This is a genomic window from Dysgonomonas sp. ZJ709, assembly GCF_011039195.1.
Lineage (GTDB): Bacteria > Bacteroidota > Bacteroidia > Bacteroidales > Dysgonomonadaceae > Dysgonomonas.
In genome coordinates, this window is the sequence record NZ_JAAKEM010000021.1 from 36,048 (window position 1) to 55,005 (window position 18,958).

General features: G+C 36.6%; 15 protein-coding genes. 14 read left to right on the plus strand and 1 reads right to left on the minus strand.

The features are described from left to right. The first annotated feature begins 9 nt into the window (after window positions 1–9). The 11 genes from lptB (at window position 10) to rplT (ending at window position 11,569) form a co-directional block, all read left to right on the plus strand. Window positions 10–780 carry an LPS export ABC transporter ATP-binding protein gene (lptB, locus tag G7Y56_RS13525; RefSeq protein ID WP_165021194.1) on the plus strand — a complete coding sequence of 257 codons (771 nt, stop codon included), beginning with the start codon at window positions 10–12 and terminating at the stop codon, window positions 778–780. A gap of 163 nt (window positions 781–943) precedes the next feature. Next, window positions 944–1,372 carry a Holliday junction resolvase RuvX gene (ruvX, locus tag G7Y56_RS13530; protein ID WP_165044249.1) on the plus strand — a complete coding sequence of 143 codons (429 nt, stop codon included), beginning with the start codon at window positions 944–946 and terminating at the stop codon, window positions 1,370–1,372. A gap of 5 nt (window positions 1,373–1,377) precedes the next feature. Next, window positions 1,378–1,935, plus strand: a complete 558-nt coding sequence (def, locus tag G7Y56_RS13535) for a peptide deformylase (RefSeq protein WP_165044251.1) — start codon at window positions 1,378–1,380, stop codon at window positions 1,933–1,935. A gap of 21 nt (window positions 1,936–1,956) precedes the next feature. Beyond that, the gene (locus tag G7Y56_RS13540) at window positions 1,957–2,760 is read left to right on the plus strand and encodes a polysaccharide biosynthesis/export family protein (protein WP_165020962.1); all 804 of its coding nucleotides are present in this window, start codon (window positions 1,957–1,959) and stop codon (window positions 2,758–2,760) included. 2 nt (window positions 2,761–2,762) lie between these two features. Next, a complete protein-coding gene (locus G7Y56_RS13545; RefSeq protein ID WP_165020963.1) occupies window positions 2,763–3,506 on the plus strand; it encodes a polysaccharide biosynthesis/export family protein in 744 nt (247 codons plus the stop codon). A 24-nt stretch (window positions 3,507–3,530) separates the two neighbouring features. Next, on the plus strand, window positions 3,531–5,918 hold the full coding sequence (locus tag G7Y56_RS13550) for an exopolysaccharide transport family protein (protein WP_165044253.1): 2,388 nt from the start codon (window positions 3,531–3,533) through the stop codon (window positions 5,916–5,918). A 132-nt stretch (window positions 5,919–6,050) separates the two neighbouring features. Next, on the plus strand, window positions 6,051–8,060 hold the full coding sequence (locus G7Y56_RS13555) for a tetratricopeptide repeat protein (protein ID WP_370457694.1): 2,010 nt from the start codon (window positions 6,051–6,053) through the stop codon (window positions 8,058–8,060). Window positions 8,061–8,204: 144 nt separating this feature from the next. After that, window positions 8,205–10,157, plus strand: coding sequence for a threonine--tRNA ligase (gene thrS, locus G7Y56_RS13560; protein ID WP_165020965.1), 1,953 nt, complete (start codon window positions 8,205–8,207; stop codon window positions 10,155–10,157). Between the two features lie 73 nt (window positions 10,158–10,230). After that, window positions 10,231–10,869 carry a translation initiation factor IF-3 gene (gene infC, locus G7Y56_RS13565; RefSeq protein ID WP_165020966.1) on the plus strand — a complete coding sequence of 213 codons (639 nt, stop codon included), beginning with the start codon at window positions 10,231–10,233 and terminating at the stop codon, window positions 10,867–10,869. A gap of 53 nt (window positions 10,870–10,922) precedes the next feature. Beyond that, window positions 10,923–11,120 (plus strand): 50S ribosomal protein L35, encoded by a 198-nt coding sequence (rpmI, locus tag G7Y56_RS13570; protein WP_165020967.1) that lies wholly within the window; start codon window positions 10,923–10,925, stop codon window positions 11,118–11,120. Between the two features lie 104 nt (window positions 11,121–11,224). After that, window positions 11,225–11,569: a 50S ribosomal protein L20 gene (rplT, locus tag G7Y56_RS13575; RefSeq protein WP_165020968.1), complete on the plus strand. Its 345-nt coding sequence runs from the start codon at window positions 11,225–11,227 to the stop codon at window positions 11,567–11,569. Between the two features lie 237 nt (window positions 11,570–11,806). Here the strand turns inward: rplT and G7Y56_RS13580 are convergent, their stop codons facing one another. Further along, window positions 11,807–14,608, minus strand: a complete 2,802-nt coding sequence (locus G7Y56_RS13580; protein ID WP_165044255.1) for an outer membrane beta-barrel protein — start codon at window positions 14,606–14,608, stop codon at window positions 11,807–11,809. 384 nt (window positions 14,609–14,992) lie between these two features. Here G7Y56_RS13580 and G7Y56_RS13585 point away from each other — a divergent pair, with 384 nt between their 5' ends. The 3 genes from G7Y56_RS13585 to G7Y56_RS13595 all read left to right on the plus strand — a co-directional run bounded on the left by G7Y56_RS13585 (window position 14,993) and on the right by G7Y56_RS13595 (window position 18,955). Next, window positions 14,993–16,282, plus strand: a complete 1,290-nt coding sequence (locus G7Y56_RS13585) for a tyrosine-type recombinase/integrase (RefSeq protein WP_165044257.1) — start codon at window positions 14,993–14,995, stop codon at window positions 16,280–16,282. A gap of 676 nt (window positions 16,283–16,958) precedes the next feature. Then, on the plus strand, window positions 16,959–17,099 hold the full coding sequence (locus G7Y56_RS13590) for a hypothetical protein (protein ID WP_165044259.1): 141 nt from the start codon (window positions 16,959–16,961) through the stop codon (window positions 17,097–17,099). A 119-nt stretch (window positions 17,100–17,218) separates the two neighbouring features. Then, window positions 17,219–18,955, plus strand: coding sequence for a lipopolysaccharide assembly protein LapB (locus G7Y56_RS13595; RefSeq protein WP_165044261.1), 1,737 nt, complete (start codon window positions 17,219–17,221; stop codon window positions 18,953–18,955). Window positions 18,956–18,958 lie beyond the last annotated feature (3 nt).

The following is an 18,958-nucleotide window of genomic DNA, read 5'->3' on the forward strand; positions in this document are numbered from 1 at the left end:
CTTGCAGGCATGAACGAAGAACCCGAGCAAATGGTGCTGCGCACCGAAAATCTGGTAAAGAAATACAAATCGCGTACAGTTGTAAGCCATGTTTCGATCGAAGTGAAACAAGGTGAGATTGTGGGTTTACTCGGTCCTAACGGAGCAGGTAAAACAACCACATTCTATATGACTGTTGGTCTCGTGATGCCTAATGAAGGGAAGATATTCCTCAACGAAAAAGAGATTACAGCCTATCCTGTATATAAACGTGCACAAAATGGTATTGGATATCTGGCACAAGAAGCTTCTATTTTTCGTAAAATGACTGTCGAAGATAATATTCGCTCGGTACTTGAAATGACTAAAACAAGCAAAGCTTACCAAAAAGAAAAACTGGAAAGCCTGATTGATGAATTTGGACTTCACAAAGTAAGGAAGAATCTGGGTGACCGCCTTTCAGGAGGTGAAAGACGTAGAGCCGAAATTGCTCGTTGTCTTGCAATAGACCCTAAATTCATTATGCTAGACGAACCATTTGCAGGAGTAGACCCCATTGCGGTACAAGACATTCAGGAAATAGTTGCTAAGCTAAAATACAAGAATATCGGAATTCTCATTACCGACCATAATGTAGATGAAACTTTGAGTATTACAGACAGAGCCTATCTACTATTCGAAGGTAAAGTCTTATTTCAAGGTTCTGCAGAAGAATTAGCATCCAATGAAATAGTGAGAGAAAAATATCTGGGTCGTGATTTCGAGCTTAAACGAAGAAGTTTCGAGCATCTTAGGAATTAAATTTGAGCTAGATAAGTTATACAGAAAAGGATAGTTTTTTTACTATCCTTTTCTGTTTTAACAGTACATGCCACTTATTTTGTTACTACAGCAGATACTTTCCACTAATTATCTAAGTATATTACAGATAAATAATTTTTTTTATCTACCTTTGTTTTGTATTATGGGACGACTATTAGCTATAGACTATGGGACAAAGCGGACAGGTATCGCAGTTTCGGATACATTGAAAATTATCGCAAACGGACTGACCACTGTACGCACACATACCCTTTTCGACTTTTTGAAGTCCTATATGGAAAAAGAAGACGTTGAATGTATTGTTGTTGGATTACCGAAACAGATGAATAATGAGTATTCTGAGAATATGACTCACATTCGTCCTTTCGTGAAAAAACTGCAATCTATTTATCCTGATATTCGGATCGAATATTACGATGAGCGTTTCACCTCAGCCCTTGCCCAGAAAGCAATGATTGACGGTGGATTAAAGAAAAAAGACAGGCAAAACAAAGCTCTTGTAGATGAGATTAGCGCTGCTATTATCCTACAAGACTATATGGAAAGCCTTCGTTTACAAAACAAAGTATAAACTATATGATTTTACCGATATATCTTTACGGGCAACCAGTACTCAGAAAAATAGCCAGCGACATCACTCAGGAATATCCTAATCTGAAAGAATTGATTGCTAATATGTTCGAAACCATGTATAATGCTGATGGAATTGGTCTAGCCGCACCTCAAATCGGACTCGACATTCGTCTCTTTGTAATTGATCTCGAACCTTTAGCTGAAGATAATCCTCAATATGCTGACTTTAAGAAGGTATTTATAAATCCACGTATAGTAGAATACAGCGGTGATATAGTAAAAATGGATGAAGGATGCCTCAGCCTTCCGGGAATATCAGAGCCGGTAGAAAGAGAAGCAAATATACGTATACAATATTTAGACGAAAACTTTGTGGCTCATGATGAAACCTACGGTGATTTTTTTGCACGCTGTATCCAACATGAATATGACCACATAGAAGGAAAGCTTTTTATTGATAAAATATCAGGAATTCGCAGACAATTAATAAAAGGAAAACTTAATAATCTTATTAAGGGTAGAACCAATTGTGGCTATCGGGTAAAAGCTGTTCAAAAATAAATACAAAGAAATTAGCCTTTTATGAAAAGTAAAATAAAGATATTTTTGATCGGCATTTGCATTTTATGCATTTCCAATTCGTGTGTAACGAATAGACAAACAGACCTATTACAAGAAATAGAAAAAAGCTATCCAAATGCATCGCCTGAGGAATACAAAATAATACCTGGAGACTTATTGACTATTACCGTATACTCCATGGACAAAGAGGCCGGAGAGCTATTTGCGGGCTATACACCCAATTTTACATGGATAAACAACGTCGATAATACAGCTCAAGGTGCAGGTCAAATCAGAGGTCAGGAAAACACTTGGCAAATAAGACCTATACCCGTATATGCTGACGGAAATATAACCTTCCCTTATATTGGAAAAGTCCATATGGAAGGACTTACCATACTTGAAGCTAGAAACGTAATTTCGGCTAAATTAGATGAGTTTGCCGAAGGTACTTCTGCTGATGTTAATCTATCGAATAGATATTTCAGTGTTCTGGGTGAAGCCGGTGCCAGACGAATCACAATGAACACCACCCAAATGACTATATATCAAGCTTTGGCATTATCGGGTACCATTTCGCCATACGGAGATCGGACAAAAGTAAGCATTTTGCGACAAGCAAATGGTAGCTCTATCTTAAAAACGTTCGACCTTAGAAGTGAGGATATTGTCAATACTGATTTTTACTATATACAGCCAAATGATGTAATATATATACCACAAGGAAAACGTAAGTTCTTAGGTGCTTCAACTTCTTTCGTTGGATTTGTTGGCCTTTTAACATCAGTTGCCGGAGTAATAATATTTGCACTTAGAGTTATTTAATGATGAAATATATATTATATTATATAATTTGTGGTATGACGATTACCGGATTCTTTTCTTCTTGTATATCAAGTGAGGAAACAAATTACCTGCAGGCTATAGATAAGGCGTATATTTTAGAATCGTACAAAGAATACCGCCTGGCAAAAGAAGATATCATAACGTGTATGATATTGACCGGCGACAAAGAATTCTTAGAAACATTTAATACCCTGCTTACTCAAAACGGACAGGCTGTAAAATTATTTACAATCTATGATGACGGCACTATAGTATTGCCCTATTTCGGACCAATAAAAATTGCCGGACACACAATACAGGAAGCCGAAGAAATTATCCAAAAGGCTATGCAGGAGTCTATTATAGACGCTCAAGTAAAGATCAGTCTTGCTAGTAATATTTTCTATGTTTTATCAAATGGCAAACAAGGATCATATTCTGTATATAAAGAGAATATGAGTATTTACCAGGCTTTAGCAATCTCAGGACAAACAACAGAATCTATGGACTTGAGTAAAGTGAGTATTGTTCGCAAAGACGTAAACGGCAATTCGATAGTAAAGACATTTGATCTTAGAACTCAAGATGTTATTCAATCCGAATTCTATTATATACAACCCAACGATGTGATATATTTCCCGACTAATAGAAATGCATTTTTTAACATCACATCCTTGAATTCTTTTGTCGCAACAATTATGGTACCTTTAACGTTCTTAGTTTTTGCGGCTACATATAATTTTTAATAAATTCGACTCTGAAGATAAAATATGAACAGAAACAACAGAAATACGATTGAAACCAATGACCCTTATTTCGATGAAATAAAGGCTAAGACAAGTATATCTTTCGATTTTGTACTTTGGTTCTATAGAATCCTTAAATATTGGTATCTTTTCGTACTCTCAATTCTGATTTGTCTTGGTATCGCTTATCTGGAAAACAAATCGTGGGTAGCAGTATATACTACACAAGCACTTATGATGCTCGAGGATAGAGGAAATACCGGTGTTGTAAATGCCGTCCCAATGGGAAATCTACTTCGGAATACCACTAACCAACAAATACTATTGGCATCATTTGGTATGACAGAACGTGCGGTAAAGAATCTTCCTCAAAAAATGCGAGTTGACTATTTTCGTCAAACTCATTTCAAAAGATTCAGTATATATACTGTTACGCCAATAAGAATTGAGATTATCGATCTCCCAGAAGATGCATATGCCCATACATTCAACGTAGCGCCAGTCGATGACAATTATTGTCGTATATATTACGAAGAAGATGAAGATAATAAGATTCCCGAATTTTCAGTTGTAGTTCCGTACAATAAAGAGGTAACAAATCCTAAATTCACTATTAAATTAGAAAAAACGGGTTCGTATACAGCAGATTTTGAGCCTTTCAGCTTCAGATTCTTATCAGACGGACAATTAATAGGCATGTATAGCAATCGTATTATACCTGTTTTAAAAGACGATAGTGGAACAGCACTAGAGATTTTCATGTCTGGCACAGATCCTTATCGCGACATAGACTACTTAACAACTCTCTTGGAAGAATTTCAGGGCTATAACTTATTCCTAAAAAATCAACAGGCAGATTTAACGATCAATTTTATCGAAAGACAATTAGGCATAATCAACGACTCGCTGCAATCGTCCAGAGCAGCACTTGATAAATTCCAAAAAGAAACAGGGGTCTATGAGATTACATCACAAGGATTGAGACTAGAGATCGATCAAGCTGATGAAGAGAAGGAAAAACTTGCTCTGAAAGAACGTGCAACCTTAATTGTTACGCAAAAGATCGGTGAATCTATACTGGGAAATACAGAGCTAATCAATCCAACAGTTGTTGGACTTGAAGAAAGTAAACTCACGTCGCTCATTACCGAATATAATGACCTTTTAGCCAGATCAAGGTATCTTGGTGCTAAAAATCCACTATACAACAAAACAATAGACTCATTAAATGGTCTGAGAACTCAAATACTATCAGAGTTGCAACTCATACAAAGTAGGCTACAGAATAGCAAAGATGGCTTGGTTAAAAAATATCAACTTCTTGATCTAAAAGTATACAATCTTCCTCCTCAAGAAAGAGATTTAATAAAATTTGAGCGCGAGTTTAAAGTGAATGAGATGTACTTCCAGTTCTTGACTCAAAAGCGTTATGAAGCACAAATACAAAAAGCATCAAACACTCCCGATAACTTTATATGGGAAATGCCAAGAATATTCAGTGGGCCGAACAATGGTGGCGATATGCAAAAGAATTACATGTTTTTCTTTTTTATTGGCATCCTATTACCTTTAATTTTTATAGTACTCAAAGAGGAGATTTTCAATTATACAATTTCAACAAAAGAAGAGTGTGAAAAAATATCCGGCTTACCGGTGATTGGTACAATCGAAAATATTTCTAAAAAACTAAAAACCGGAGTTGTGCTCGTTAAAAACTATCCTAAATCAAGTTTTGCCGAATCGTTCCGTAATATGCGGGTTCGTTTGGAATACATGGCTAGGAGAGAAAGCAACATTACAGTACTTGTTACATCCTCCGAACCGGGTGACGGTAAAACATTTATAGCTACAAATATTGCTTCAGTATATCAGTTAATGAGAAAGAAAGTTATTGTTGTAGACCTAGACCTTAGACGCCCTTCTATTGCTAAAACACTGCAATTGGATAGTAATAAAGGTGTTTCTAACTACCTCATAGGGCAAGTAGAGCTTGAAGATATAATATTGTCACCTCCCGAATATGGATTTGACATTATCCCTGCCGGAACGCTACCTCCTAATCCGAGTGAGTTGATAAAAACAGAGAAAACGAAAGAACTGATAGAATACCTGAAAACTAAATACGACTATGTCATAATAGACTGTAGCCCTGTAGGACTTGTTTCAGACGCATATGTACTGGCACGTATGGTTGATACAACCCTATTCGCAGTACGTCGTGGCAAAACGAACAAGTCATTCTTTAAAAGTGTAATCAATCAACTTAAATTCGACGGAATTGAAAATGTTGCACTGGTATTTAATGATGTTAAAGGTAGAGAAGGTTATTATGGAACATCCCGCTATTATGGAGATAAGACATATTATCTGAAAAAGAATTCATACTATCACGACGACTACTTCGAAAACTAAAAAATATATTAAAAAGAGAGGCTTGTTTAAGCCTCTCTTTCTTTTCTTTATATATTTGTGGCTCAAAGAATAATAACTATTGATGTGAAGAAATTTACGGTCATCCTTTTCGCTCTATTTTACAGTCTTCTGATGTCTGCTCAGATAAATACAGACAGAGTAATACTTATTGGGCGAAATGCTCTTTATTACGAAGACTATATACTATCCATACAGTATTTTAACCAGGCCATAAAAGCGAAGCCTTTTCTCGCTGAGCCTTACTTCTATAGAGCCATTGCCAAGTTCTATCTGGATGACACCAAGGGGGCAGAAGATGACTGCACACTTGCTCTCGAACGAAATCCCTTTATGACCAAAGCCTATCAGCTGAGAGCTGATGCCCGCCAGGCTCAAAACGAATACGACGGTGCATTGGAAGATTACAAAAGGGCATTGGATGTTTATCCTAACGACAAGTTTGTATTGATAAACATGGGTGTTGTAAATATCCAAAAGAAAGATTTTGAAGAATCTGAAAAGAATCTGAATACCTTACTGAAATTATACCCTACATACACTCAAGGCCTTTTGGTACGAGGGGCTATGTATCAGGAAAAAGGTGATACAGTCCAAGCATTTGATAACTATAACGCCGCAATTAAAATTGACAAATATTTACCTCAGGCCTATTCCATGAGAGGTTTATTATATTACAATAAAAAAGATTTTGATAATGCCTTGAATGATCTGGACGAAGCAATACGTCTGGAACCTCTTCAAACCGGCAATTATATCAACCGAGGTCTGATTCGCTATTCGAGAAATGACCTACGCGGAGCTATGGCCGACTACGACAAAGTAGTAGATCAAGACCCAAATAACATCATTGCGCGCTTCAATAGAGGGTTACTACGAGCTCAGGTAGGAGATGATAACAGAGCTATTGCCGATTTCGATGTTGTACTGACATTTGAACCCAATAACTATATCGCATACTTCAATAGAGCCTTACTCAAAAATAATATTGGAAACTATAAAGGTGCGCTTAACGACCTAAACGTAGTATTGGCCGAATATCCTGAATTTTATCAAGGATTCTACACCCGCTCCGAAATAAAACGCCGCCAAAACGACCTGAAAGGGGCTGAACGAGATTTCAATTATGCACGGAACGAAGAAAATCGGATACGCCAGAACCTAGCTAAAGGAGGAAAAGGTACTGGTGAAGAAAAAGATAAAACGAGAGAGAAATCGGATAAAGATATAGATAAGTTTAATCTATTAGTTGTTGCAGATAAGAAAGAGGAAGAAAAGAGTAAATACGGTAACAATAACTCGAGAGGTCGTATTCAAAATAGGCAAGTGAAAGTAGATCTTGAACCTCGCTTTGTAGTGACCTATTACGAAAAAGCAAATGACTTGAGACGCTTTGTATACTTTAGCCAACTCGTGGATGCAGCAAACAAAAAGAATGTTTTTGCACGTAAACTAAGAGTTACGAATTGCGAGGCTCCGCTGAATGAATTACAAGTACAGGAACACTTCAAATCTATAGACGAACTATCGAGACAAATAGGCAATGATCCTACAAATGCGGATCTGTACTTTGCACGGGCAATGGATAATATGCTGGTTCAGGATTTCTCAAGCTCTATCGAAGATTTCAATAAAGCAATCCAGCTAGATCCGAGCTTTACATTAGCATATTTCAATCTGGCAGTTGTATATACAAAACAGCTGGAACTGAAAGAAAATTCGACTGATTTCGACCGTCAAGCAGAGCAAGGTAATGAGGTTCTTACACTAAACGGCCCTAAGAAAGGAACAGACCTGTCGAACACGAATATGCTCGATCCAAGCAAACTGGAATATGATCTTATTATCAAAAATTATAATAAGGTGATAGAGCTTGATCCCAAATTTATTTATGCATACTATAACCGCGCAGAAATACGATACAAACAAAATGATTATCGCTCGGCTATCCTAGACTATAATGAAGCAATCAGAAACGATTCTGAATTTGCAGAAGCGTACTACAACCGAGGATTAGGCCGATTCCAGGTAAAAGATAAAGATCGCGCACTCGATGATATGCGTAAAGCGGGAGAGATGGGTATTGTAGAAGCCTACAGCATAATTAAACGTATGACCGAATAAAGTAACAAACATAAGAAAAAGGTGAGCAGGTATATAAATTCTTTAATATCTGCTCACTTTTTCTTATAGCAAAGGCTATTCAATACATAAAATGCTTATTTTTGCAAGTTGAATAGACTAGTTGTAAAGTCAAAAACAATTAACATGATTAAGATAACATTTCCTGATAATTCAGTACGTGAGTTCCAACAAGGAACCACTTCGATGCAAATAGCAGAAAGCATCAGTTCTCGTCTGGCTCAAGACGTTCTTGCAGCAAAAGTAAACGGACAAGTATGGGACTTAACAAGACCAATTAATGAAGATGCCACGATCGAATTACTGAAATGGGAAGACGAAGATGGTAAGCACGCATTTTGGCATTCATCAGCCCATCTAATGGCTGAAGCGATACAAATACTATACCCTCATGCAAAATTCGGTATAGGCCCGGCAATCGAAAACGGATTCTATTACGATATAGACTTTGGAGATACACCAGTAAAAGATGCTGATTTTCCTGCAATCGAAGCGAAAATGGCTGAACTGGTTTCTAATAAAGAAGAAATCAAGCGTAAAGACATTACTAAAAGCGATGCTTTGAAAATGTTTGGCGACAGGGATGAAGGATACAAAGTCGAGCTTATCAACGATCTTGAAGATGGAACGATCACCACATACACACAAGGTGTATTTACCGACCTTTGCCGTGGACCTCACCTTCCAAATACTTCGTACATCAAAGCAATAAAAGTGCTTAGTGCCGCCGGAGCATATTGGCGTGGTGATGAAAAGCGTAAGCAGCTTACACGCCTTTACGGAATAACATTCCCTAAAAAGAAGATGTTGGACGAATATCTCGTGCTACTCGAAGAAGCAAAAAAACGTGATCACCGTAAGATCGGTAAAGAACTCGAATTGTTTGCATTCTCTCAAAATGTAGGCCAGGGACTTCCTTTGTGGTTACCTCGCGGAACACAATTGCGTTTGAAGCTTGAGGATTTTTTAAAGAAAATTCAAAAGAGATTCGACTATGAACAAGTAATGACACCCCACATCGGTAACAAACAATTGTATGTTATATCGGGGCATTATGAGAAATACGGAAAAGATTCTTTCCAGCCTATCCATACACCGGAAGAAGGTGAAGAATTCTTACTAAAACCGATGAACTGCCCTCACCATTGTGAGATATATAAAGTTATACCTCGTTCGTATAAAGACCTTCCTTTGCGTCTGGCGGAGTTTGGAACTGTATATCGTTACGAACAAAGTGGAGAGCTACACGGATTGACACGAGTACGCGGATTTACTCAGGATGATGCACACATCTTCTGTACTCCCGATCAACTAAAGAACGAGTTCTTGAAAGTAATGGACATTATATTCATTATCTTCAAAGCTCTTGATTTTGAAAATTTTGAAGCTCAAATCTCTCTAAGAGATCCTGAGAATAAAGAAAAATATATCGGTAGCGACGAAAATTGGGAAAAAGCAGAACGTGCTATCATCGAAGCCTGCGAAGAAAAAGGTCTTCCGGCGCGCGTAGAACTTGGCGAAGCTGCTTTCTACGGTCCGAAACTCGACTTCATGGTAAAAGATGCTTTAGGTCGTCGTTGGCAATTAGGAACAATTCAAGTAGACTACAATCTGCCTGAGCGTTTCGGGTTGGAATACACCGGTGCTGATAACCAAAAACACCGTCCGGTTATGATTCACCGTGCGCCATTCGGCTCTATGGAACGCTTTATTGCAGTATTGATCGAACATACTGCGGGTAAATTCCCATTGTGGCTAACACCCGATCAGGTAGTTATTTTACCTATCAGCGACAAGTTCAACGACTACGCATATCGTGTAGCAAAATATTTGAAGCAAAATGATATTCGTGTTCAAGTAGATGACCGAAACGAGAAAATTGGAAGAAAAATCCGCGATAATGAGTTGAAAAGAATACCTTATTTGCTCATTGTAGGGGAGAAAGAAGCAGAAAGTGAAGAAGTTTCGGTAAGAAAACAGGGCGAAGGTGATACAGGTTCAATGAAATTTACTAACTTTGCTGCCCAATTGACTGAAGAAGTTGATAAAATGATGAATGCGTGGGAAAAAGAAGCCTAAGTATTCGTTATTCTAGGTTAGAGATAATCAATTATTAAAAATTACATATAAAGAAGATTCCAAAAGCTTTTGAATGAGAAACAACAGATTTAATACACGCAAAGAAGATTTACATAAAATCAATGGAAATATTCGTGCCAGAGAAGTTCGTTTAGTTGGTGAGAACGTAGAACAAGGTGTTTATTCAACGCACGAAGCATTACGTATGGCTGACGCTCTAGAACTTGATTTAGTTGAAATCTCCCCAAATGCCGAGCCACCTGTATGTAAGATAATGGATTATCAAAAATTCCTTTATCAACAAAAGAAGAAACAGAAAGAAGCTAAAGCTAAATCGGTAAAAGTGGTACTTAAGGAGATTCGTTTCGGACCTCAGACCGATGATCATGATTTTAACTTCAAACTTAAGCATGCTAAAAGCTTTCTGGAAGAAGGCTCTAAGGTAAAAGCTTATGTGTTTTTCAAAGGTCGCTCGATCCTTTTCAAAGAACAAGGAGAAGTTTTACTACTTCGCTTTGCTACCGAACTGGAGGATTACGCTAAGGTAGATCAACTACCGGCACTTGAAGGAAAGAAAATGATAATGATGCTTTCGCCTAAGAAACAGCAAATAAAAGCGCCTGTAGCTAAACCTACAAAAGAACATGGCGAAGTTAAGGAGGCTAGCGCTGGTGAGGCTAAAGAAAGCGAAGAACCAAAAATTGAAGAATAAGCAATTACTATAAATTGTAATTCGTGTTTAAATAACTTAATTAATTAACAGAGATGCCTAAAAAGAAGACTAATTCCGGTGCCAAAAAGAGGTTTGCCCTTACCGGATCAGGAAAAATCAAAAGAAAACATGCTTTCAAAAGTCATATTTTGACTAAGAAAACAAAAAAACAAAAAAGAAATCTAACTCACACTGGAACAGTAAGTAAGGTAGACGAAAAAAGCGTTAAGCAATTATTGGGAATGAAATAATTGTCTTTTGTTTAAAAGCAAGTTTTAAAAAGATTTATTAACCGGATGTATGCAACAAAGAGTTCTCTATAGAAGAACCGCTAACATTCAAAACATCGAAAATTATGCCAAGATCAGTCAATCATGTTGCTTCACGCAACCGCAGAAAAAAAGTTCTTAAACTAACAAGAGGTTATTACGGAGCAAGAAAAAATGTTTGGACAGTTGCCAAGAATACTTGGGAAAAAGGTCTAACTTATGCATTCCGTGACCGTCGCGCTAAAAAACGCAACTTCCGTGCACTATGGATACAACGTATCAATGCAGCTGCACGTCTTGAAGGAATGTCTTACTCTCGCTTGATGGGTGCCCTTCACAAGAATGGTATCGAAATCAACCGTAAAGTTCTTGCAGACCTTGCAATGAACCACCCTGAAGCTTTCAAAGCTATCGTAACTAAAGTAAAATAATATTACTTCGATAATATAAAACGGAGATTCTAAATTAGAATCTCCGTTTTTGTTTTGATACTTTATCATCACCCAATATAGAATCATAAGCGACTAACTCAAACTTTTAGCATCGGGAAGACAATAGAATACTAATAGCAAGGAATGAGAATAGTATCCTTTTCATAGTAGCATGCAATTTATTATAATAAAAGTACGCAGCTGATCGGGGGGGTGCATCATTTTAATGAGATTTGTTTACCCTCCACCACCGGGACCTCTACCACCAGGACCGGGGCCATCAAAGCCATCACGCCTTCTGCCGCCCGTCATATCAGAGCTTTTTGCTCCACCTTTAAATATCTGGAACTTATAGACAAAATTCACCATGAAATAAGGTTGAATAGTGCTTGTAGTAATGTCTTCTATATATGTGGCATTCGTGTTACGCGTTATATTAGCTCTCTTATCTAAAATATCGTACATCTTAAAGCGGATAGTACCGTTTTTAGCCTTGAATATTTGTTTAGCCAAAGATGCATTCCACAACCATTCTTCGAGATGAAACCCTTCTGCAAAACCTGCATTTGAGGAATATTGCATATCACTATCCAGCGTAAAATCAAATGGCAGGTAATAGGTAAAGCTACCGTATCCGCCATAATTATACACCTGTTGATCGTTATCGGTAGAAGATGTATTTTTCGTACTGTTAAATGCAAGATTACCACGAACGGTAAAATCGAATTTATCGGAACGGAATTGCAACCCGAGGCTTTCCTGCAAATTGAGTATATTTGCTCTGTTTCGACCACCATCAATGTAAGTATTTTGAAGTTCGTAACCTCCAAAGGTCATCGTATTGATAGAGAATTTTTTATTCCTTAATGGGGTATTATATATAAAACGAAGATTACCGCTCATATTGCCATCAATATTCTGATAAGTTATATCACGACCATTATTCCCATTCCAAGTCGAGATAGTCACAATATCATCCATTGTATAAGTAAATCGGCTGAACAACATCATTACTGATGCTTTCTCAGGATTGAACTTTTGAAAACGAATATTAAGCCTGTTCTGGAAGCTGGGGCTCAACTTCGGATTACCGACCGTAGTGTTTATACCGTCGTTTGAAATAATACCATTATATAATTGAAGAGTCGACGGTTGAGATGTAGAACCGTTATAATCGATTCTCAGATTATGCCTTTTACTCCACAAGTAATTAAATTGGGCATTAGGTGCGAAACTCAGGAAGTGCTTACGAGGTACATTTAATTTGTCCTGCCCGGGCTCTTTTATATCTGTTTTAGAACTGGATGGCTCTAGGCCGAGACCGAATGTGTAGTTGTATTTTTGACCAACCGATTTGAAATTTAACGACACATTCTGATTGATGAAGTCGTTCCTTACATTCCGTGTATATTCATCATCGAGAACATTATACTCACCAAATTCATCTTTATTAAATGCATTTCTGTCTGTTTCAGTATGATTATTACGGATATTATAAGTCAATTGTAAGAAATACTTAGTCTTGCTTAATTTACTAGACAAAGGTTCTACATACGACATAAAGGCACGCCAATTGTAGCCTTGATCATCTTGAGCAAATCGTTGATCTAAAATAGAATCCGATTTCGCAGTATCTCCATAAGTCCGATGGAAGTAATTAAATCCGTCACTATTAGAATCGTTTAAGCCTCCCGAAAAGCTGAAACTTAATACACGACCATTATCGTTTAGTTTCCGGCTTATTTCGAGTCGGCTACTAAGAGTTGTTCCTTTTCCATCCGAATTAAAAGAAGTACTGGTATTAGACCCTAACAATGCGTCGTCATCTAAAAGTATTTCTTCATCCGTTTCCTGAAAAAGTCTATTCGCATTATACTGAATACTCGGTCTGAATATAATTTTAGTCAATGAGTCGGGCGTCCATTCAAATCTTAGATTTGCCCCAAAATTGTCACTCTTATTATTTGCCCATCTGTCCGAAGTAGAAATCTGGTTTCGACCTGTATATCGGGTTTTACTTACTGATGACACATCATTATCTGTTGAACCGTAACGGACATCGCCGTTCCATTTTAATTTGTCCGAATGTTCTGTAGCAAAGTTAAATCCCCCATTAATTGACTTGGTAACCCCATTATTACCACCAAAATTCAATCCACGGGGTCTGTTTCCGCTAAATGCATCGGATGCAAAATCGGAAAATCCTGCATTATTTGTATTATTCACTCCACCGAGAGCCGTCATTTGAGTCTTATTCCTCATGTAGTTAACCATACCGTTAGCTTCATAGCGGTCTTCATTACCTATACCGGCAAAGGCACTACCAAATAAACCCTGTTTCATCCCCGGCTTGACAGTCAGATTAATAACTGTTTCTTCATCACCATCATCAAAGCCAGTCATCTGGCTCATATCGGATTTACGATCTACTACTTGCAGTTTATCAACCATTTGGGCAGGTAAGTTTTTAGATGCAACCTTAGGGTCGTCACTAAAAAACTCTTTACCATCTACCAATATTTTCTTTACCTCTTTTCCATTGACCGTAATCTTTCCTTCTGCACTGACTTCTACACCGGGCATTTTTTTCAATAGATCTTCTACTACTGCACTCTCTTGCACCTTATACGAGTCGGCATTATATTCGAGTGTATCACCTTTTACCTGCATTTCAACAGCCTTAGCCGTAACAACAGCTTCGCTGAGCATAATACTATTTTCTTTCAGATAAATATTCCCAACGGAGGTCTTTTCCCGTGTATTTACGTTGATATACTGATCGTTGTATCCTAAAAAAGAAACTTGCAATATATATCGTGCAGGTTTTACAGCGACACTAAATTTACCTTCACTATCCGTAGCTGTACCTGTCACATAAGTACTATCCTTTTGGGCAAGGACACGAATACCGGCTAATTCAATACCTTCCCTTGTTGCATCATCGAAAACCGCGCCTGTTATATTAGTGGTAGCTTGTCCTTGCGCCGATAGGGAGATCAAAAGGCTCAATAGAAAGGACAGAGTGAGAATTCTTTTCATTTTATTATTTCTGAGTATTATTAGCTTATTTTGTTACATGTGACTCCCAAAACAAAAAAAGGTTTAATCCCAATTCTCTTTTTACATTTATTTCACCTACTTGTTAATAATACAAAGCGTGAGCTATGGCAACTATGCGTCGAAGATTCTTTTTTATATTTATTTCAGAGCTATAATGTTAAAAAGTAACAAAGGTAACACTTTTATATTTTTGCCTTTACTGTAAAAATATTCACATAACACTGTATATAAATGTATTAATAGACTTTTATCTTACGGTTAAAACCCGTAAAAAAACATGTTCATGTTGCATTCCCTATTCTTATGTAGAATTCTATGTAGTACGAAATGAGACTACATAATGGGCAATTAAAACTAATTGATATGTATACAGTGAACTTCAAAGGGAAGCCGCACCCTAAACAAAAAGGCTTAGTTAAAATAGACATGATTTTCTTCAAAACCGGATACGCTCGTGTATCAAAGGTCATTAACATTACCGGTCTTTATAAAGACTGGGACAAAACTACTCAAAATTTCACAACAAATACATCTGAAAACTTAAGTAAAAATACGCAACTTTCCGATTTAAGACGCAAATTCGTTAAAGTAGCAGAAGACTGGGAAGCAGAAGAGCGTAATTGGTCACCTGTTCAATGGTCGCATTATTTCGATAAAGAAAAAGAAAAAAGAGAAGAAAAGAAGATCTTGTCAATATTACAAATGATAGAGCTGATTATCCATACTAAGAAAACAAGTCAGAGATTTAAAAACGGTAAAATCGTTACCTGTCAGAGTACGAGCAAAACCTATATAGACATAAGGAATACATTAAGTAAATTCACTAAGGAAAAATACAATAAGAATTTTTCAGGCTATTTCTTTGAAGATATAACAGAACAGTTTTTACTTGATTATATTTTTTATTTAAGAAAGTGCGGATCAGAAAAAGGGAATCAGGGTAGAGTTCCGGGAAGATTGAAATCATTCTGTGGCGTATTCTATTATGCCAATAAGAAGGGAATACCCGGAGCAGATATAACAGTCTTTGACAATGTCAGATTATATATGAAAGATAAAGACCGCGAGCCCCGAACTATTCCTTCGGAGATAATGGACAAGATTGAATCATTCGATAGTAAAGATTTAAGCGAAACAGAAAAATTTCATTTGGACATGTTCTTGTTTTGCTATTATGCAGGAGGTATTGCCCCGATAGATATGGCTTATCTTACTTGGGGCAGTATTCAGGATGGCGTTTTAGTCTATGAACGGATGAAAGTATCAAAACAAGCAAAAATGCCATTCTTGAATAATGCCAGACAGATAGCAAAGAAATATAAGAAGAAGTGCTATGATAATCATGTCTTACCTATTTTTACTGAGAAACACGTGTCAGATCGGCAGAAATCTAGTAAGGTAGAAAGACTATCCCATGAAATTAGTGAAACCTTAGGAAAAGTCGCAAAGCAGGTCGGATATAACGGAGAAATTGTTTGGTATTCAGCCCGGGGGACTTTTATCACCAAAATGGTGAAATTAGGATACGATCCGGCTGATATAGCTAAAATGGCAGGAAATAGCGTCGCTACAATTTTCAAGAATTATTTCAAACCCAAGGACGCAAGTACCATTAAGAAAGACCTGAATAAAGTTTTCTCAAAAGTTATTTAAATTGAAATAGATGCGATACAAAATAAGTAATATCATTTTGTATCGTATTTTTCTTTTCAAACACTTTCCGTGTTTTTGGGTAGTTCTTTTTCAATTAACTTAGGATTCGGCTATGCCCGATGGTAAATAAATTCTAGGGTAGACTAGTCCTATATTAGGGAATTAGGGTAAAACATTTGTATAGAAATGCCGCCCAATGTCCTTTATTCTTATCGTTTTTAGTCTATATACGAAGCGGTATATCTCTTGTTTTTATAATCCAAATGGTAATAAATACGAACTCTTCCGCCTCGTCCTGCGGGTTTAGCTTTATAGACAGTTGCTATTGTGTAAAGTCCTTCTTTTTCTATAAAATGATTTCGTATATTACCCAATATCCACAAAAAAACGGACCCAAGCAGAAACCTATAATTACTTTTATTATAATCGGTTAAAAAACAGATTGTTTTGAATATATCAAGCATCACAATCACATCGTAAATAACAATTAAATAATTGCAATTATCTTATAATAAAAAAGTTAATTATATCACCGCTCTCACATTAAAGAATAGTATTGATTTTACAACTTTAATGAAATATCTTTACAGAAAACACACTAAACCATAACGATGTAATAATAGAAATGAAAAGAGTTTTTTTTACAATTACGCTAATAAGCATAATCTTATATTTTATGTCTTCCTGCTCTAAAATCTGGGATGACCAGAATGATCCGGGAGGAAATGGCGGTAAGCCAATTGAACCGATTTATAAAGAATCTATTGCTATTCCTAGGGATAGTATGACGACTATGAAAGATTCTCTTAGATGGTGACTGGCCCATAATTAATTAGTTTTCAAAATCGAAAAAATCGAGATTGCGCTTAATCAGATGGAACTGCAATTAAATAATAGTCTCAGTAAGAATTTACTGAAATCCAATTTCCTATATTTATGAATAGCACAACAAAAGGAAAGGCTAAATATCTATTAGTTATAATATTAAGTATGCTGTATTCCTGTAAAGAATACAGTAAGTCAGTTGAGTTATTAACCCTAGCCCAAACCTTACTCTATGATAAACCGACTGATGCTCTGATAATCTTAGACTCCATCCAAAATCCGGAGCTAATGGACAGAGAAGATTATATGTCGTTCATTGTTCTAAGTGTAGAAGCAAAAGTTAAAGCACAGCAGGATATCTCCAATGACACATTAATTTATCAAGCTCAAGAATACTACAATAAGAAGAACGATCGGGATAAGGGGGCAATTGCAAACTATTTATCAGGACGAGTATCGCTTGCCAGAGAAACAGATGACTTAGCATTAGCTTCCTATATGAAAGCAGAAAATTATGCACGTCAGACTAACGATGATATGATGATTGCAAAAAGTTTGCATAGCATTGCCAATCTGTATTATTATAAAGAAATTACAGATACTGCAATAGTTCGCTATAAAGAAGCTTACAGACATTACACCAAAGTGAAAGGAACTGAGTACAACCAACTGCTGGTTTTGCAGCAATTGGGTAGGACATACGAAGATATGAACAGTCTGGACAGTGCACTTGTATATTTAGATAGAGGTTTGGCATTGGCAATTAAAATGGACAATCACGATTATCAGGCTATATTCATGCATTTGTTGGGGATTGTTTACCGTGAAAAGGGTGAGTATAATAAGTCGGAAGATTATTTAAACAAAGCATTTTCAGAAACAACAAATGAAGAGGAAATTGCCAGATTACATCTAAATTTCGCACGATTGTATATCAAACTCAAAAAAAACGACTTAGCTCAACTTCATATAGAAGAAATAAAAAAGGGATTAAATAAAGTAAATGATAATTTAGCTCTTCGAAGCATTTACACCTCATTAAGTGATTTCTATAAACAAAATGGAGATTATGAGGATTTTATATATTATAATGAACAGAGAGAAAAAGTTAGTCAAAATATACAGGAGGCAAATAATAAGCAGAATCTTACTAATGCAGAAAATAAATATCTCTTATCACTCAAGGATAAAGAGTTAGCAAGTTTACACAAACAAAAAAGTATTATCGTTTATGCTGGAATAATGGTAATCTTACTTTTGGTTTTTATAGGATATTTAAGACAAAGAAACACTCGTCTTAAAAACGAAAGAGAACAAGAAAAAAATAAATTATTAGCTGCTGAAATTAAATTGCTACATACCGACAATGAGTTATTAAGTCGTGACAACGAACTATTAAAACAAAGATCAGGGAGCTTTTTGTTTCTGCAAAGTATCTGCCGGCATATTATTCACGATTGGGCAGATATCGACCGCGATATGAAGCAACATGCACTCGAACACGGTGGCGCTGAAACAGAACCCGAAGTATACAAACAAATCAAACGGACGATCGATAGCATTAAACTTAAGGCAAAAGAACGCCTGATAGAAAGCGCAAAAACTCATTTGTGCAATCTTGGTATCGAAGACAAAACGATAGCGAATTTGACCGACAGGCAGTTGCTTATCTTTATACTCGACAGGTACAGATACCGAAGAGCGGATATACTGGAAATAATCGCATTAGACGGTGATACCATAAATGACGATCAACTTAATCATGAAATGTTCATGATTTCGTCCACACTAAAAAGATATGGCATCATTAATAAGTCAACGAACCCGTTGATCACCCGGAGAGGATAAGTC

Excerpts from the sequence above, each read along its gene's own strand:
- lptB (WP_165021194.1), top strand. The coding sequence starts at position 10 with ATGAACGAAGAACCCGAGCAAATGGTGCTGCGCACCGAAAATCTGGTA.
- ruvX (WP_165044249.1), top strand. The coding sequence starts at position 944 with ATGGGACGACTATTAGCTATAGACTATGGGACAAAGCGGACAGGTATC.
- def (WP_165044251.1), top strand. The coding sequence starts at position 1,378 with ATGATTTTACCGATATATCTTTACGGGCAACCAGTACTCAGAAAAATA.
- G7Y56_RS13540 (WP_165020962.1), top strand. The coding sequence starts at position 1,957 with ATGAAAAGTAAAATAAAGATATTTTTGATCGGCATTTGCATTTTATGC.
- G7Y56_RS13545 (WP_165020963.1), top strand. The coding sequence starts at position 2,763 with ATGAAATATATATTATATTATATAATTTGTGGTATGACGATTACCGGA.
- G7Y56_RS13550 (WP_165044253.1), top strand. The coding sequence starts at position 3,531 with ATGAACAGAAACAACAGAAATACGATTGAAACCAATGACCCTTATTTC.
- G7Y56_RS13555 (WP_370457694.1), top strand. The coding sequence starts at position 6,051 with ATGTCTGCTCAGATAAATACAGACAGAGTAATACTTATTGGGCGAAAT.
- thrS (WP_165020965.1), top strand. The coding sequence starts at position 8,205 with ATGATTAAGATAACATTTCCTGATAATTCAGTACGTGAGTTCCAACAA.
- infC (WP_165020966.1), top strand. The coding sequence starts at position 10,231 with ATGAGAAACAACAGATTTAATACACGCAAAGAAGATTTACATAAAATC.
- rpmI (WP_165020967.1), top strand. The coding sequence starts at position 10,923 with ATGCCTAAAAAGAAGACTAATTCCGGTGCCAAAAAGAGGTTTGCCCTT.
- rplT (WP_165020968.1), top strand. The coding sequence starts at position 11,225 with ATGCCAAGATCAGTCAATCATGTTGCTTCACGCAACCGCAGAAAAAAA.
- G7Y56_RS13580 (WP_165044255.1), bottom strand. The coding sequence starts at position 14,608 with ATGAAAAGAATTCTCACTCTGTCCTTTCTATTGAGCCTTTTGATCTCC.
- G7Y56_RS13585 (WP_165044257.1), top strand. The coding sequence starts at position 14,993 with ATGTATACAGTGAACTTCAAAGGGAAGCCGCACCCTAAACAAAAAGGC.
- G7Y56_RS13590 (WP_165044259.1), top strand. The coding sequence starts at position 16,959 with ATGTCTTCCTGCTCTAAAATCTGGGATGACCAGAATGATCCGGGAGGA.
- G7Y56_RS13595 (WP_165044261.1), top strand. The coding sequence starts at position 17,219 with ATGAATAGCACAACAAAAGGAAAGGCTAAATATCTATTAGTTATAATA.